Source organism: Rhizobium sp. CB2179, assembly GCF_057653455.1.
In genome coordinates this window covers 973,987-990,016 of sequence record NZ_CM172781.1, presented here as the reverse complement: position 1 = coordinate 990,016, position 16,030 = coordinate 973,987, and the positions used below count along the sequence as shown (strand labels likewise).

General features: G+C 62.5%; 12 protein-coding genes. 7 read left to right on the top strand and 5 right to left on the bottom strand.

The genetic code is table 11. From position 1 onward, the window contains the following. Positions 1-16 precede the first annotated feature (16 nt). The gene (locus AC244Q_RS04970) at positions 17-1,315 is read left to right on the top strand and encodes an NAD(P)/FAD-dependent oxidoreductase (protein ID WP_113547082.1); all 1,299 of its coding nucleotides are present in this window, start codon (positions 17-19) and stop codon (positions 1,313-1,315) included. 12 nt (positions 1,316-1,327) lie between these two features. On the opposite strand, the gene AC244Q_RS04965 is transcribed toward AC244Q_RS04970, so the two are convergent. From AC244Q_RS04965 to AC244Q_RS04955, 3 genes are all read right to left on the bottom strand, one after another. Further along, entirely contained in the window at positions 1,328-1,885 is a 558-nt protein-coding gene (locus AC244Q_RS04965; RefSeq protein ID WP_012756638.1) for a PH domain-containing protein, read from the bottom strand. Between the two features lie 85 nt (positions 1,886-1,970). After that, positions 1,971-2,783 (bottom strand): polysaccharide deacetylase family protein, encoded by an 813-nt coding sequence (locus AC244Q_RS04960; protein ID WP_128407979.1) that lies wholly within the window; start codon positions 2,781-2,783, stop codon positions 1,971-1,973. 114 nt (positions 2,784-2,897) lie between these two features. Further along, positions 2,898-3,287, bottom strand: coding sequence for a DUF930 domain-containing protein (locus tag AC244Q_RS04955; RefSeq protein WP_012756636.1), 390 nt, complete (start codon positions 3,285-3,287; stop codon positions 2,898-2,900). A 250-nt stretch (positions 3,288-3,537) separates the two neighbouring features. On the opposite strand from AC244Q_RS04955, the gene AC244Q_RS04950 reads away from it, so the two are divergent. Both AC244Q_RS04950 and AC244Q_RS04945 read left to right on the top strand, forming a co-directional pair. Further along, positions 3,538-5,646 carry a S9 family peptidase gene (locus AC244Q_RS04950; RefSeq protein ID WP_128407980.1) on the top strand — a complete coding sequence of 703 codons (2,109 nt, stop codon included), beginning with the start codon at positions 3,538-3,540 and terminating at the stop codon, positions 5,644-5,646. 216 nt (positions 5,647-5,862) lie between these two features. Next, positions 5,863-6,387: a DUF1697 domain-containing protein gene (locus AC244Q_RS04945; RefSeq protein WP_017993402.1), complete on the top strand. Its 525-nt coding sequence runs from the start codon at positions 5,863-5,865 to the stop codon at positions 6,385-6,387. Between the two features lie 11 nt (positions 6,388-6,398). Here the strand turns inward: AC244Q_RS04945 and AC244Q_RS04940 are convergent, their stop codons facing one another. Continuing rightward, on the bottom strand, positions 6,399-7,067 hold the full coding sequence (locus AC244Q_RS04940) for a TetR/AcrR family transcriptional regulator (RefSeq protein WP_017993401.1): 669 nt from the start codon (positions 7,065-7,067) through the stop codon (positions 6,399-6,401). Between the two features lie 218 nt (positions 7,068-7,285). Here AC244Q_RS04940 and AC244Q_RS04935 point away from each other — a divergent pair, with 218 nt between their 5' ends. Further along, positions 7,286-8,233 (top strand): homocysteine S-methyltransferase family protein, encoded by a 948-nt coding sequence (locus AC244Q_RS04935; RefSeq protein WP_128407981.1) that lies wholly within the window; start codon positions 7,286-7,288, stop codon positions 8,231-8,233. Between the two features lie 97 nt (positions 8,234-8,330). Here AC244Q_RS04935 and AC244Q_RS04930 read toward each other — a convergent pair whose 3' ends face one another. Further along, the gene (locus AC244Q_RS04930; protein ID WP_128407982.1) at positions 8,331-9,785 is read right to left on the bottom strand and encodes a DHA2 family efflux MFS transporter permease subunit; all 1,455 of its coding nucleotides are present in this window, start codon (positions 9,783-9,785) and stop codon (positions 8,331-8,333) included. A 241-nt stretch (positions 9,786-10,026) separates the two neighbouring features. Here AC244Q_RS04930 and AC244Q_RS04925 point away from each other — a divergent pair, with 241 nt between their 5' ends. From AC244Q_RS04925 to AC244Q_RS04915, 3 genes are all read left to right on the top strand, one after another. Continuing rightward, positions 10,027-11,529: a protein adenylyltransferase SelO gene (locus AC244Q_RS04925; RefSeq protein WP_128407983.1), complete on the top strand. Its 1,503-nt coding sequence runs from the start codon at positions 10,027-10,029 to the stop codon at positions 11,527-11,529. Positions 11,530-11,684: 155 nt separating this feature from the next. Next, positions 11,685-13,415, top strand: a complete 1,731-nt coding sequence (locus AC244Q_RS04920) for an ABC transporter ATP-binding protein (RefSeq protein ID WP_128407984.1) — start codon at positions 11,685-11,687, stop codon at positions 13,413-13,415. Between the two features lie 206 nt (positions 13,416-13,621). After that, a complete protein-coding gene (locus AC244Q_RS04915) occupies positions 13,622-15,961 on the top strand; it encodes a glucose/quinate/shikimate family membrane-bound PQQ-dependent dehydrogenase (RefSeq protein ID WP_128407985.1) in 2,340 nt (779 codons plus the stop codon). Positions 15,962-16,030: the final 69 nt, after the last annotated feature.

Below are 16,030 nucleotides of genomic sequence, written 5' to 3'. Positions count from 1 at the left end.
AACCGGGGGAACGTCAGTGGCATCTGATCTCGATCTTGCCGAATCCGATCACGACCAGATGGTGAGCGGCCGTTCTCTCTGGGGGAAGAGCGGGATACGGCCGGAATGGCGGCCGATCGAGCAGAGCTTTTCCATCGATGTCGCCGTGATCGGCGGCGGTATCACCGGTGCCTTGGTTGCCGAACATCTGACGGCCCGCGGTTTTTCGGTGGCGATCATCGACCGGGAGGAGCCCGGTTTCGGCAGCACTGCGGCGAGCACGGCGATGCTGCAATGGGAAATCGACAGCACGCTCACCGAACTCGAGGATTATTACGGCTTCGAGCGCGCCGCCGGCATCTACCGCCGCAGTGGTGCCGCGGTCGCCGGCCTTTCCAAGCTGATCGCCGCAAACGGCATCGCCTGCAGCTTCCGGCCGCGCAACACGCTCTATCTGGCTGACGGCCGGGAAGGCGCGCGTGACCTCCTGGAGGAGCGCCAGCTTCGTCGCCGGGCGGGCCTGCCCGGCGTCTATCTCGAACATCCCGATCTCTTCACACAATTCGAACTCGACCGGGATGGTGCGATCTATTCGCCGGGTTCGGCAGAGTGCGATCCGCTGCTTCTGACCTGGGCGCTGCTGGAGATGGCGATGCGGCGCGGCGCGCGGCTGGTCAACGCTTCCGTAACCGCGCTTCACAGCGAAGGCAATCACGTCACGGCAGAGACAGGTGGAGGCCACGTGATCGAGGCGCGGCATGTCGTGCTGGCGACCGGCTATTCGATGCCGGGTCTCGACATGCCGAAGCTGCACCGCTCGAGTTCGAGCTGGGCGCTCGCCACCGTGCCGCAGGATCCGGCAAATTTCTGGCGCGACAGGGCGCTGATCTGGGAGGACAGCCACCCCTATCTCTACATGCGCACGACGGCGGACAATCGCATCGTCGCCGGCGGCGAAGATGACGAGACGATCGATGCGGAGGCGCGCGACCGCAAGCTGCCGGCAAAGACCATGGCGATCCAGGAGAAGATGAAGCGGCTGTGGCCGAAAGCCGATACGCGGGTGGAACACGCCTGGTGCGGCACTTTCGGCGAGACGGTCGACGGTCTGCCGCTGATCGGCCCGGTGCCGGAGACGCCGCATGTCTTCGCAGCCTATGGCTACGGCGGCAACGGCATCACCTTTTCCTATCTCGCCGCCCAGATGATCGGCGCCATGCTCGCCGGCATGCATCGCGAATGGTTCGAGGATTTTGCGGTCGACAGGGATGGGCCGGGTTTGGCGCGCTTTCATTCGGGAATGCATAGAAGCGAGACGGAAAGCCAAAGGCGCTGAAATTTCAGTCGTCTAGCTGGCTTGTTTTCTTGCACTCATTCGCAATTCTTCAACATGCTTAGCCACTTCGCGAACGTTTGGGATACCGATAAAGGCGAATTTTTTGACGCTATCCCCGTCTCCCTCCCGACGGAAAGTGAGGGTTCCCGAGCGGTCCCATTTTTCCCGGGCCTCCACGACGTTGATGGCTGTTGGTGCTATCGTCGTCGCGCGTCGCCTGATCATGTTTCGAATGATGAGAAGCCTGCGATCGGTGGCGGCGTAAACGGTTCGACTCGTGGCGATCATATCGAAAACCACGCCCGCGATAGTCGAGATGCCAATGAGCATGAAGATCCCGGGGAATATGATGCCCATGATTCCAGCTGGCTGATCGATGCTGATAACCCCGTTATTTGCCCACAATAGCGCGGGGGAACCCACGATCACGAAGATCACGCCAAAAAGCACATCGGGACATTTAAAAACGAAAGTTCCCCAGGCACTTGGCTGCCCTGTCCAGACAACCACTTCCGCGGGATGAAGCTCATTTCGAATTTCACTTTCGACATTCCAAACCGCACGAGACATGCGCTCCCCTACGTTCCCGCAACCGAACAAACAAAAACAGCATTATTCGTTTTCCGGGGGTAAACAAGCAAGAGGTTCGGACGCTCTATTCGGTCGTTTTGTCGTCGCCGGTGTCCTCGACATCCTGGAGGCGGACGAATTGCGTGCCCTTGGCCTTGAGATCGACCAGCGCCTTCGCCACGCCCTCGCCGGCTGCATGGGTCGGCTGGTTGATGTGGGAGATGACGACGTCGCCGTCCCTGGCCGAGGCGATGCGCTTTTCGGTGATGACAGCTCCGAGCAGTGAACCGCCGTCGCCGTTCACGGAATAACCGGCGATGCGATAGCCCATGGCGCGGATCTCGCCGATCGCGGACAGATCATATTTGGCGGTCGAACCGCGGAACCAGTGCGGCGCCGGGATGCCGGCCGCGACCATGGCGGCAGCGCCGCCTTCGACCTCCTGCCGCACCGCCTGCGGCGAGCCGGCGGACGCAATGCCATAGACCAGCGTCGGCGTGTCGACGGCCGGAATATGGTTCTGGCCATGATTTTCGAGTTCGAAGAGATCAGGATTTTGCAGGAATACGGCAAGTGCTGCGGGATTGCGCTTCAGCCAGCGGGCGGTGACGAAGATCGTTGCCGGGATACGTTCACGCACCAGCGTCGAAAGGATGCGCTCGTCCGCCTGCCCCATGCAGGCATCGAAGGTCAGCGCAATGCGAGCGTGGCCGACAAGGTTCGAGCGGGCGATGTGCAGATGCGGCTCGACGAGTTTTAGCGCCGACGCCTTCGGGGCCGGCCTAACCGCAGCCGGGACCGAACCAACCGCCGTCGGCACGGCTGACGGAATTCCGTCCGCGAATGCAGCGGAGATACTGAAGAGAAGGAACGCCGAAGCGAGCAGGATGCGGTTCATGTAATGGATTTCTATGATTCGATCTGCCGATTTTAGCGGCGGCTCTCTCCCGGCGCCATGCGGCCGGATGTCACCGTAGCCGCTTGGACGGGCAGGACCGCATCAATCACCGCATCAGTCATAGAGATAGTACTTGTCCCACTTCTCGCGCGGCACCTTCTCGCCGATCTCATAATTGAGTTCGCGCACGTTGATATGCTGCGGACCGGTGATGCAATTGTAGGAGAGATGGTACCAGTCGCCCTTGCTGCGAAAGACGGCACCCGGCGCGTCCAGCGAATTGTCGCCGGGGATCGGGTCCTTGAAGGTGTAGGCGATCACCTTGTCGGGCTTGAAGCCGGTGCTGTCCTTGTTGATACGGCTCATCGCCTCGGTGTCGCAGCTCTGTTCCAGGCGGGTCGAGGGATCGAGTTTTTCCAGCTGCTTCTTGATGGCGGGATCGACGGCAAAGGCGGGGGCAGCAAGGCTTGCGAGGGATAGAAACAGGACCAGACGTTTCGGCATTGCGGTGAAAATCCCTTACTGTTCTGCAATTCTTACCCTACCGCCGACAGCTTGCCGGGAGCTTGGCACGTGCAAATTCACTGAGATAGCGGACTTTCTTAAATATTGTGGTGACATCAAGGCAAGGTGGGCCGGGCGTCCTCCTTGTCTGTGGAAGGTCATCCGCGGCCTTGTCGCACCCTTGCCGCTTGATCCGGCGGCGGCGCGCCTCTATCTCTTGCCAACCCGCATTCCGACCCGGAGCCATTCCTTGTCCGTTTTCAAGAGCCTGCCGACACCGCCTGCCGCACCGAAGAAGCCGATCTCCGATACGCGCCACGGCATCACCCGCACGGACGACTATGCCTGGCTGCGCGCCGACAACTGGCAGGCGATGTTCAAGGATCCGTCGATTCTCGACCCTGAGATCCGCCGGCATCTCGAAGCCGAAAACATCTATATGAACGCGGCGATGGAGGACACCAAGCCGTTGCAGAAGGTGCTGTTTGCCGAAATGCGCGGCCGCATCAAGGAAGATGACAGCTCGGTGCCGATGAAGGACGGCGCCTATGCCTATGGCACCTTCTATGTGACCGGCGGCGAACAGCCGCGCTTTTTCCGCATCGCCCGCGATGGCAATGTCGCCGACGAAACGATCCGCACGGTGCTGCTCGACGGCGACAAGGAGGCCGCCGGCAAGGCCTATTTCCGTCTCGCCGGCCTTGACCATACGAGCGACCATAGCCGCGGCATCTGGGGCTATGACGACAAGGGCTCGGAATTCTTCACGCTGCAGGTGCGCGACCTCCAGACCGGGCAAGACCTTGCCGACCGGATCGAGAATACCGGCGGCGGCGGCGTCTGGGCGCCCGACGGCAAGAGCTTCTTCTATTCGGCGCTCGACGAGAATCACCGGCCGTCGAAGGTGTTCCACCATATTCTCGGCCAGCCGCAGTCGGAAGACCGGCTGGTCTATGAGGAAGCGGATGCCGGCTTCTTCATGGGCGTCGGCGGCTCGCTGCTCGACGATTTCATCTATATTGACATTCACGACCACGAGACCAGCGAATACCGGCTGCTGTCGACCAAGGACCTGACAGCCGAGCCGAAACTGGTGGCGGCACGCGAAGAGGGCATCGAATATTCGCTGACCGAGGGCGGCGACGTCTTCTACATCCTCACCAATGACGGCGGCGCCAAGGATTTCAAGATCATGGAAGCGCCGGTCGACAATCCGGTGAAAGAGAACTGGCGCGAAGTGGTCGCCCACAAGCCCGGCACGCTCGTTATCAGCCACATGGCCTATGCCCGCCATCTTCTGTGGCTGGAGCGCAAGGACGGGCTGCCGCAGATCATGATCCGCAATCGGGAGACCGGCGAGGAACATGCGATCGCCTTCGCCGAGGAAGCCTATTCACTGGGGCTGCAGGGCGCGGCGGAATATGACTCGGATATCATCCGCTTCTCCTATTCGTCGATGACGACGCCGTCGCAGCTCTACGACTACAACATGGTGACGCGCGAGCGCACGCTATTGAAGACGCAGGAAGTGCCGTCCGGCCACAATCCCGACGACTACGTCACCCGCCGCGTCTTTGCCCCGGCATGGGATGGCGAGAAGGTGCCGGTCACCCTGCTCTATCGCAGGGATACCCCACTCGACGGCAGCGCCCCCTGCCTGCTCTACGGCTATGGCGCCTACGGCATCACCATTCCAGCCGGCTTCAACACCAACTGCCTGTCGCTCGCCGACCGCGGCTTCGTCTATGCCATCGCCCATATCCGCGGCGGCAAGGACAAGGGATTTTCCTGGTACGAAGACGGCAAGATGGACAAGAAGACGAATACCTTCAAGGACTTCGTCGCAGCGGCCGATTATCTGAATCAACAGAGGTTCACCTCTTACGCGACGATCATCGCCGAGGGCGGATCGGCCGGCGGCATGCTGATGGGTGCGGTTGCCAACATGGCGCCGGAGAAGTTCGCCGGCCTCATCGCCGCCGTCCCCTTCGTCGACGTGCTCAACACCATGCTCGACGACACTTTGCCGCTCACCCCGCCGGAATGGCCGGAATGGGGCAACCCGATCGACAGCCAGGAAGAATATGAGCAGATCGCCTCCTACTCGCCCTATGACAATGTCGACGCAAAAGCCTACCCGCCCATCCTGGCGCTCGGCGGCCTGACCGACCCGCGCGTCACCTATTGGGAGCCGGCCAAATGGGTGGCGAAGCTGCGCGACAAGACGACGGGCGACGCGCCGATCCTGCTCAAGACCAACATGGACGCCGGCCACGGCGGCGCCTCGGGCCGCTTCCAGCGGCTGGAAGAGATCGCGTTTGAGTATGCGTTTGCGATCAAGGTTGCCGGCAAGATGTGAAGGGTTGGGGGCGTGCTAGTGGCACGGCACCCCCCTCTGCCCTGCCGGGCATCTCCCCGGAGATCGGCAGGAGGCCATGCCTCGCCCTGATTTGAGATTGATGTGACGGCCTGTTGTTTGGGGAAGCCATCGCGCCCAGCCAATCTCCCCACCTGTGGGGGAGATGCCCGGCAGGGCAGAGGGGGGCGGCACGGCACGAGGTCAAGGGAGAAAGAAATGCCCGTCTATATCGCCCTCCTCCGCGCCGTAAACGTCGGCGGCACCGGCTCTTTGCCAATGGCCGAGCTGAAGGCGATCTGCGAAGGCCTCGGCTTTTCCGACGTCAAGACCTACATCCAGAGCGGCAACGTGCTTTTCCGTTCGGACGAAGCGGAAAAGACGGTGGAGGAGCGGCTCGACGAGGCGCTCGGCAAGACGATGGGCAAGCGGCCGGGCGTGATGGTGCGCAGCCGCAAGGAACTCGACGGAATCGTTGCCAACGCACCCTTTCCCGATGCCAAGCCGAACTTCCTGCTCGTCTACTTCCTGCCCGAAAAGGCGACCGGCGATGCGCTGGCGACGATGGTTGCGCCCGACGGCGAGGAGGCGAAACTCGCCGGCCGGGAAATCTACGTGCATTACCCCAACGGCTCCGGCCGCTCGAAGCTGAAGCTGCCGGCGCTGAAGACTGGAACGTCGCGCAATCTCAACACCGTGCGAAAGCTCGCGGAAATGGCCGCGGCGATGGAAGGCAAGGACTGACGCCCAAAAAGCTAGTGCGGCTCTGCGCCTCCATGAAAGGCTGAACCGCTCGACGCCTTCGGCATCTCCGCCACCGGCAGGAAGAGCATCTTTACGAAGGTGCGGAGCATCAGCACCTGTTCGGCCAGCGTGTTCGGCTCCTTCAGCGTCTTCGACAAAACGATGCCGCCTTCCAGGACGGAGGACACCATGTCGGCAAGCTGGTCGACGTCGACGGGTTCGCGTAGCGGATAGACGGCCACGATATCCCGGATCATGCGGCCGAAGCGCCGCCGCCAGGCAAGCACCGCATTCCGGTTGATCTCCCGTATCTCCCGGTCGAACAGCCGCTCGTAGTAGCAGATGCCCGCCACAAGGCAGCCCGGATGGCCGTTCGGCAGGTCGGAGAGCAATTCGGAAAGCAGCTTCAGGCCGAGCAGGAAGGATTGCAGCGGATCGTCGGTCAGGTCGCGCGCGCGGCTGAAGATTTCGTCGTAGATGCGCTCGTCATTTTCGATGTAGCGGTTGAGCAGCGCCTTGGCGAGCTCGTTCTTGTCCCTGAAATGATAGAAGAAGCCGCTCTTGGTGATGCCGGTCTCGGCGATCAGCTCCTCGATGGAAGTGCCGCCGAAACCCTTCTGCAAGACTGCCGCTTCGGCCACATCGAGGATGCGGGTCCGCGTTTCCTCGCCCTTTCGCATGTCCCCTCCTGTACCGGCGGTACAGTTTTCAGTCTCGCACGATCAAACCTGCCTCCGCCCCCGGCAGGATCGGTTGAAGCAAGCAATTGATATCAATCGGCAAAAGCCACAACCGCCTGGAGTATACCTCAAGTCGCCTAGTTTGGCAGCCGATTAAGCGCCAGAACATCATTCATCGACGGCAGCCAATCGGCTGCCGCGATGGAGAGGCTTCAACAATGGCAAAGTACAGAAACTGTTTGCCGCAGCTCAAAGGCGGCACTTTCATTACCGATGGCGGCATGGAAACGACGATGATCTTCCAGGAAGGGATCGAGCTTCCGCATTTCGCCGCCTTCATATTGCTGGCTTCCGAAGACGGGCGGCAGCGCATGCGGAATTACTATCGCCGTTATCTCGATATCGCACGGCGGCACGGCACGAGCTTCGTGCTCGATACCGCCACCTGGCGGGCCAATCCGGACTGGGGGCAGAAGCTCGGCTATACCAGCGAAGCCCTGAAGGCGGTCAATGAGGAGGCCATCGACTTGCTGGTCGGCTTGCGCAGCGCCTATGAACGGCCGGAGCAGCCGATCGTGATCAGCGGCGCGATCGGCCCGCGCGGCGACGGCTACAAGGCAGGCTTCATGGATGCGGCCGAAGCGGAAGACTACCACGCCTTTCAGATCGGGGCTTTTGCCGGCACTGAAGCCGACATGGTGAGCGCCTTCACGCTGACTAATATCGACGAGGCGATCGGCGTGGCGCGGGCCGCACAGTCGCTCGGCATGCCCTCGGCCATCTCCTTCACGCTGGAAACGGATGGCCGGCTGGTGACGGGCCGCAGCATTCAGGAGGCCATCGAGACGACCGATGCGATGACCGGCGGGGCGCCTGCCTATTACATGATCAACTGCGCCCACCCGACGCATTTCGAAACAGCGCTCGATCCTGGAAGCGCCTGGGTGAAGCGCATTTCGGGCATCCGCGCCAATGCCTCGACCATGAGCCATGAGCAGCTCGACAATAGCGAGACGCTCGATGCGGGCGATCCCGAAGATCTCGGCCGCCGCTACCGCAAGCTCATCGACCGCATGCCGGAGCTCCGCGTGCTCGGCGGCTGCTGCGGCACCGACCACCGCCACGTCGCGGCGATCTGCGAGGCATGCCTGCCGCAAGCGGCGTGACGACCTGAGAGGGAGGAGATGTTGTATCCGGCAGGGCAGAGGGTGCCGACACGGCACAACAGAAATGGCGACGGCGGTGGACGGGCCGCGGGCGGCGTCAGCTTTCGGCGACGGCGCCCTTCCTCTGTTTCGCCCTATAGCCGGTGATCTCCTCGCCGGCGGTCGGCGAGAAGCGCAGGTTCCAAAAGGTGGCGGTGATCGAGATGATCGTGACGACGATGAAGGCGGCCGAGAAATCACCAAGAGCCGGCGTCTCAGTGCCTGACAAAGCCATGGAGCCGTGCAGCGCCAAGGCGCCGATGCAGATGCCGAGTGACAGCATCAGCTGCTGGAAGGTGGCGTAGAAGCTCGTGGCTGAGCTCATCCGCTCCTTGCTGATCTCGTCATAGGCAATGGTGTTATAGGCGGTGAACTGGAACGACAGGAAGAAGGCGCTGAGCACCAGGACGACGAAGATCAGCGGCATCGGCCAGTCCGGCCGGAAGGCGGCACAAAGGCCATAGCCGATCGTCCCGAGGATACCGTTGAGAATGAGGCTTCTGCGGAAGCCCAGCCGGCGGAAGACAAACTTGGCCATCGGCTTCATGGCGAGAGCGCCAAGCGCGGTCGCGATGATGATCTGGCCGGCCGCGGCGGCAGACAGGCCGAAGCCGATCTGGAAGAGCAGCGGCAGGAGGAAGGGCTGCGCCCCTTGCGTGATGCGGGTCAGGGAACCAGCAATGACAGACGTGCCGAAGCTTGGCACCTTCATCAGCGAGAAATCCATGATCGGCGACGGATGCTTGCGGGCATGCCTGAGATAGGCGATGCCGAAGAGCAGGCCGATGGCGATCAGGAAGATCGAAAACGCACCCTCGCCCTCATGGCTCGACATTTCGAAGCCGAAGAGCAGCGAACCGAGCGAGATGCCCGAGAGGACGAAACCGATCGTATCGAACGGACCACTTGCCTTGCCCTTGACCTCGTCGATGTAGATCGAGACGAAGATCATACCGATGATGCCGATCGGCACGTTGATATAAAAGATCCAGCGCCAGTCGAGATAGGTGACGATGAAGCCGCCGAGCGGCGGGCCGACAATCGGGCCGATCAGCGCCGGTACGAGCAGCCAGGACATGGCGCTGACCATATCCTTGCGGTCGACGCTGCGCATCAGCACCAGGCGCCCGACCGGCATCATCATCGCGCCGCCTATGCCCTGAAGCAGCCGCGCCAGCACCAGGAAGGACAGCGTCGGCGCCAGAGCACAGAGGATGGAGCCGACGACGAAGACGGCGATCGCCGAGCGGAAAACGGTGCGGGAGCCGAAACTGTCGGCCATCCGGCCGCTTGCCGGGATGAAGATCGCAAGGCTCAAGAGATAGGAAGTCAGGGCGATCGACATGGCCGGGGCGCCGACGCCGAAATCGCGCGCCATGGTGGGCAGCGCGGTCGCAAGCACGGTCGCATCGATGTTTTCCATCAGCATCGCACTCGCGACAATCATCGCGATCACCCGAAAATTGGGCGTGGCGCGCCGAACCATCGGCGCCTGGTAAATCTGATCCGACATCGTCCGGGATCACTCGCGGTGGCGCGGCGGAGCACACAAAGGCAGCAAGGCCGCGGGGGATGACATGGCGCAAAGCCAAGGGGAGACGATTTGCTATACGCCCGCGATCATGGCGGCGCTATGTCGTTTATGGCAAAGCTGCTTTGACGAGAGGTAAAGGCAGGTCACGATTCCTTGCATCGGTTCGATCTTCGTGAATGTCCGGCTTGCGCCACAGACACCCCGGCCCTACCTATGAACCATGACCTCCGCCCTGCAGAAAAACCGGCCCGGTGCGGCCTTTCCGTTCGACAACAGCTATGTCGGTTTGCCGCCCCACTTCTTTGCGGCGCAAGCGCCGACCGCGGTGGCGGAGCCTTGGCTGATCAAGCTCAACGAGGCGCTCGCCGCCGAACTCGGGCTCGATGTCGAGGCCTTGCGCCGCGATGGCGCGGCGATCTTTTCCGGCAATCTCGTTCCCGAAGGGGCCGAACCGCTGGCGATGGCCTATGCCGGGCACCAGTTCGGCGGCTTCTCGCCGCAGCTCGGTGACGGGCGGGCGATCCTTCTCGGCGAGGTGGTCGGCCGCAGCGGCAAGCGCTACGACATCCAGCTGAAGGGCGCCGGACCAACGCCTTTTTCGCGCCGCGGCGATGGGCGGGCGGCAATCGGGCCGGTCTTGCGTGAATATATCATCAGCGAAGCGATGTTCGCGCTCGGCATTCCCGCCACGCGGGCGCTGGCGGCGGTGACGACAGGCGAGCCAGTCTATCGCGAAGAGGTGCTGCCGGGCGCGGTTTTCACCCGCGTCGCGGCCAGCCATGTCCGCGTCGGCACCTTCCAGTACTTCGCAGCCAGGGGCGATACCGACGGCGTGCGGGCTCTGGCCGATTATGTGATCGACCGGCACTATCCGGCATTGAAAGAAGCCGAGAACCCCTATCTCGCGCTGTTCGAAGCGGTCTGCGAACGCCAGGCGGCGCTGATTGCCCGCTGGCTGCATGTCGGCTTCATCCATGGCGTGATGAACACGGACAATATGACCGTCTCCGGCGAGACGATCGATTTCGGCCCCTGCGCTTTCATGGATGCCTATGATCCGGCGACCGTTTTTTCGTCGATCGACCAGCATGGTCGTTACGCCTATGCCAACCAGCCCGGCATCGGCCAATGGAACCTCGCAAGGCTCGGCGAAACGCTGCTGCCGCTGATCGACGCCGAGCCCGACGGCGCGGTCGACAAGGCCAATATCGTGATAAAGAGTTACGGTGAACGGTTCCAGGCGCATTGGCTGGCCGGCATGCGCGAAAAGATCGGCCTTGCCGGCGAAGAGGACGGCGATCTCGACCTGGTGCAGGCGTTACTGTCACTGATGCAGGCGCAGGGCGCCGATTTCACCCTGACCTTCCGGCGGCTATCGGATCTTGCCGGCGATGATGCCGCAGAGCCTGAATTTGCGGCGAGTTTCCGCGAGCCGGACGCCCGCGGCGCGTGGCTTACGCAGTGGCGCGAGCGGCTGTCACGCGATCCGCAGACGGCCACCGAGCGCGCCATTGCCATGCGCCGCGTCAATCCGGCCTTCATTCCGCGCAATCACCGCGTCGAACAGGCGATCGAGGCCGCCGTCGAGAATGGCGATTTTTCGCTGTTCGAGGCGCTGCTGAGCGTGCTTTCGAAACCCTATGAGGACCAGCCGGGCTTTGTTGCCTATCGGGAACCGCCGAAGCCCGACGAACGGGTGCTTGCGACCTTCTGCGGAACGTGACAGGCGCTTCGATCGTTTTCGGTGCGGCAGTTGCGCCACAGCGATCCGCTTCCATCCGGCCTGCGACGAAAAGGGCTGTCCTTGCTGGATCGCCGCCGCTACAGCGTCCTTGACGAGGAGCGGCGCCTCCTTCCGCATTTCCCGTGGGGCCGTCCATGCTGCTCAGATTCTTTCGCTATTACAGTCCCTACAAGCAATTGTTCTTTCTCGATTTCGGCTGCGCGGTCGTTGCCGGGCTGCTGGAACTCGGCTTTCCTATCGCCGTCAAGCTCTTCGTCGACACCCTGCTGCCGCAGCGGGACTGGTGGCTGATTGCGGCGACGGCCGGGCTGCTGCTGGTCGTCTACCTGTTCAACACGGCGCTGATGGCGGTGGTCAATTATTGGGGCCATGCGCTCGGAATCGGGATCGAGACCGATATGCGCCGGCAGGCTTTCGACCATATCCAGAAGCTGTCCTTCCGCTATTTCGACAACAACAAGACCGGCCATCTGATCACCCATGTGACCAAGGACCTCGAAGAAGTCGGCGAAGTCGCCCATCACGGTCCCGAAGACCTGTTCATCGCGATCATGACCTTCATCGGCGCCTTCATCCTGATGTTCACCGTGCACTGGAAGCTGGCGCTGCTGACGACCGCCATCGTGCCGTTCATGACCTGGCTAGTCAGCCGCTACGGCGCCAAGATGACGCTCAGCTGGCGAGACCTGTTCCGGCAGGTCGGTGAGTTCAATACACGCGTGCATGAAAGCGTCGGCGGCATCCGCGTCGTCAAGGCTTTCGCCAACGAGGATCACGAACGCGATCTGTTCGCCCGCAACAACGAGGGCTACAGGGCAACCAAACTCAACGCCTATGCCTATATGACCGCCAGCATCACGCTCAGCTATTTCAGCACGCGCTTCGTGCAGCTGGTGGTGATGATATCGGGAACCTGGTTCGTCATATCGGGCGAGCTCAGCTATGGCGGTTTTGTCGGCTTCCTGCTGCTGGTCAATGTATTCTTCCGGCCGATCGACAAGATCACCTCGGTGCTGGAGAGCTATCCGAAGGGCATTGCCGGCTTCAAGCGCTTCACGCAGCTGATCGATACCGCCCCTGATATTGCCGACCGGGTAAACGCGATCAGCGTCGATCACCTTGCCGGCAACATCGTCTACCGGAAGGTGAGCTTCGGCTATACCGGCGACGGCAAGGTGCTCGACGGGCTCGAACTTTCGATCGCGGCCGGCGAGACGATCGCCTTCGTCGGCCCGTCCGGCGCCGGCAAGACGACGATCTGCTCGCTGCTGCCGCGCTTCTACGAGGTGGATTCCGGCTCGATCCTGATCGACGGCATCGACATCCGCGACATGACACAGATGTCGCTGCGTTCGCAGATCGGCATCGTCGCCCAGGACGTATTCCTGTTCGGCGGCACCATCCGCGACAACATCGCCTATGGCCGGCTCGGCGCCGACGACGCGGCGATCATCGATGCATTGCGGCGCGCCGCCCTCGACGAATACGTGCTGTCGCTGCCGAACGGGCTCGATACCGTCGTCGGCGAACGCGGCGTCAAGCTTTCCGGCGGGCAGAAGCAGCGCCTGGCGATCGCCCGCATCTTCCTGAAAAATCCGCCGATCCTCATCCTCGACGAAGCCACCTCGGCGCTTGATTCGGCGACCGAATATGCCATCCAGCAGTCGCTGTCGGCGCTCTCCAAGGGACGCACCACGCTGGTCGTCGCCCATCGGCTCGCCACCATCCGCAATGCCGACCGTATCGTCGTGGTGGGAACGTCAGGCATCGTCGAACAGGGCACGCACAGCCAGCTGCTGGCGCGCGAAGGCGGCTACGCCAGGCTGCATCAGGCCCAGTTTGGTGCATCCGGACCGACTGCATAATTCCTTAAATCGGAATCGATTAAGGCTAAAATTATGCAGCATTCAAAGTGTTACAGCGTTCTTTGCGCGTCTTAAAAGACGCGCGGCGCTGTAGCCCCTGCGGCAATTGTGGCCGTTGAAAGGCATCTCCTTCGCGCTATCTGCCTGATCGGCGGGACTTTTCCGCCGATCCTTCAGCCCGGCTAACCTCAGCGGGAGACAGCCTTATGGCGATCATCGTCACCTCCATCTTCTTCATCATCGTCGGGCTCACTCTCGGCGGCGGCGGGCTCTGGCTCGTCACGCTCGGCGGCAGCGTCTTCTATCTGTTCGCCGGGCTGATGTTCCTGACTACCGCCGGGCTGCTGCTGATGCGCAAGGCGGTGGCGCTCTGGGTCTATGCGGTGCTCGTCGTCGCAGCACTCGCCTGGGCGATTTGGGAGGTCGGCTTCGACTGGTGGCAGCTTGGGCCCCGCGGCGGCATGATCATCCTGCTCGGGCTCTGGCTGCTGACGCCATGGATCCGCCGGCCGCTCGGCCTGCGCAGCCCGACGGGCATCACCTATGCCGCGAACCCCTGGCCGCTCGCGGTGCCCGTCATCCTCGCCATCCTCGTCGCCCTTTATTCGATGACGACTGACCCGCATGATCTCGCCGGCGAGCTGCCGAAGGACACGGTGGCCGCCAATCCGGCCTTCGGCGGCAGAGTGCCGGACGGCGAATGGCATCAATACGGCCGCACGCCCTTCGGCCAGCGCTATTCGCCGCTCGACCAGATCACCGCCGAGAACGTCTCCTCCCTCAAGGAAGCGTGGCGATACCAGACCGGCGACGTCAAGCGGCCGGACGATGTCGGCGAGACGACCTATCAGGTGACGCCGCTGAAGGTGAAGGACACGCTCTATCTCTGCACGCCGCATAACTGGGCAATCGCGCTCGACGCCAAGACCGGCAAGGAGAAATGGAAATACGACGCCAACTCGGGCATGAACCCCGACCGGCAGCATCAGACCTGCCGCGGCGTCACCTATTATGCCGATCCAACCGTTGCCGCCGGCCAGCCCTGCGCCGAGCGCGTCTACCTGCCAACCTCAGACGCCCGGCTGATCGCGCTCGATGCGGCGGACGGGAAGGTCTGCACCAGCTTTGCCGACCAGGGCGTGCTGCATTTGGAAACCGGCATGCGGTTCAACCCGGCCGGATACTATTATTCCACTTCGCCGCCGGTCGCGGTGGCGGGCAAAATCATCGTCGGCGGGGCGGTGAACGACAATTATTCGACTGAGGAGCAATCCGGCGTCATCCGCGCCTTCGACATCAATACCGGCGCCCTGGTCTGGAATTGGGATTCCGGCAATCCCGATGTGACGACGCCGATCACGGCCGGCCAGACCTATACGACCAACTCGCCGAACAGCTGGTCGGTCTTCAGCGTCGACGAGACGCTCGGCATGGTCTACATCCCGCTCGGCAACCAGGTGCCCGACCAGATCGGCATCGGCCGCAGCGACAATGTCGAGAAATTCTCGTCTTCAATCGTCGCGCTCGATATCGCCACCGGCCAGCTGCGTTGGGTGCGCCAGACGGTGCATCACGATCTCTGGGACATGGACGTGCCGGCCCAGCCGGCGCTGATCGACCTGACGAAGCAGGACGGCACCGTGGTTCCGGCCCTCGTCGGCCCGACCAAGCAGGGCGATATCTATGTGCTCGACCGGCGCAGCGGCGAGCCGATCATCCCGGTCAAGGAAATACCAGCGCCAGGCGGCGCTGTCTCGGGCGATCATACCTCGCCGACGCAGCCGATCTCGGACCTCACCTTCTCGCCAGAGCCGCTCCAGGAAAGAGACATGTGGGGCGTATCGCTGTTCGATCAGATGGCCTGCCGCATCGACTTCCACCGCTACCACTATGAGGGCCGCTTTACGCCGCCTTCGCTGAAAGGGACGATCGTCTATCCCGGCAATTTCGGCACCTTCAACTGGGGCTCGGTGGCGGTGGATCCGGAGCGGCAGATCATGTTCGGCATGCCGACCTATCTCGCCTTCACCTCGCGCCTGGTGCCGGCCGCCGACATTCCTCCGAGAGGCCAGGACGAGAAGGGCAGCGAACAGGGGCTCAACCGCAATGACGGCGCGCCCTACGGCGTCTTCATGGGTCCCTTCCTCGGGCTGCTCCAAATCCCCTGCCAGGCGCCGCCATGGGGTTATGTCGCCGGCGTCGACCTGCGCACCGGCAAGATCGCCTATATGCACAAGAACGGCACCGTCCACGACATGACGCCATTGCCCCTGCCCTTCAAGGTGGGCGTGCCCGGCATCGGCGGGCCGATGCTGACCAAGGGCGGCGTCGCCTTCCTGGGGGCCGCGGTCGACAACTACCTGCGCGCCTATGACGTGACAAACGGCCGAGAGCTCTGGCAGGGACGGCTTCCCGCCGGCGGCCAGGCGACGCCGATGACCTATATGGCAGATGACAACAAGCAATATGTCGTCATGGTCGCCGGCGGCCACGGCTCGGTCGGCACCAAGCCCGGCGATTTTGTGATCGCCTATACGTTGCCGTGACGCGAAGCTTCCCGCAAGCTCTGCGCAGGTTTACCGCTTCATTCTCTCCCCGGTTTTCGGGGAGAGTTT

What these genes read in the sequence shown, in the direction of transcription:
- AC244Q_RS04960 (WP_128407979.1), bottom strand. Translation starts at nt 2,783, where the DNA reads ATGAACCGCATCCTGCTCGCTTCGGCGTTCCTTCTCTTCAGTATCTCC.
- AC244Q_RS04935 (WP_128407981.1), top strand. Translation starts at nt 7,286, where the DNA reads ATGGCAAAGTACAGAAACTGTTTGCCGCAGCTCAAAGGCGGCACTTTC.
- AC244Q_RS04940 (WP_017993401.1), bottom strand. Translation starts at nt 7,067, where the DNA reads ATGCGAAAGGGCGAGGAAACGCGGACCCGCATCCTCGATGTGGCCGAA.
- AC244Q_RS04920 (WP_128407984.1), top strand. Translation starts at nt 11,685, where the DNA reads ATGCTGCTCAGATTCTTTCGCTATTACAGTCCCTACAAGCAATTGTTC.
- AC244Q_RS04965 (WP_012756638.1), bottom strand. Translation starts at nt 1,885, where the DNA reads ATGTCTCGTGCGGTTTGGAATGTCGAAAGTGAAATTCGAAATGAGCTT.
- AC244Q_RS04925 (WP_128407983.1), top strand. Translation starts at nt 10,027, where the DNA reads ATGACCTCCGCCCTGCAGAAAAACCGGCCCGGTGCGGCCTTTCCGTTC.
- AC244Q_RS04955 (WP_012756636.1), bottom strand. Translation starts at nt 3,287, where the DNA reads ATGCCGAAACGTCTGGTCCTGTTTCTATCCCTCGCAAGCCTTGCTGCC.
- AC244Q_RS04930 (WP_128407982.1), bottom strand. Translation starts at nt 9,785, where the DNA reads ATGTCGGATCAGATTTACCAGGCGCCGATGGTTCGGCGCGCCACGCCC.
- AC244Q_RS04915 (WP_128407985.1), top strand. Translation starts at nt 13,622, where the DNA reads ATGGCGATCATCGTCACCTCCATCTTCTTCATCATCGTCGGGCTCACT.
- AC244Q_RS04945 (WP_017993402.1), top strand. Translation starts at nt 5,863, where the DNA reads ATGCCCGTCTATATCGCCCTCCTCCGCGCCGTAAACGTCGGCGGCACC.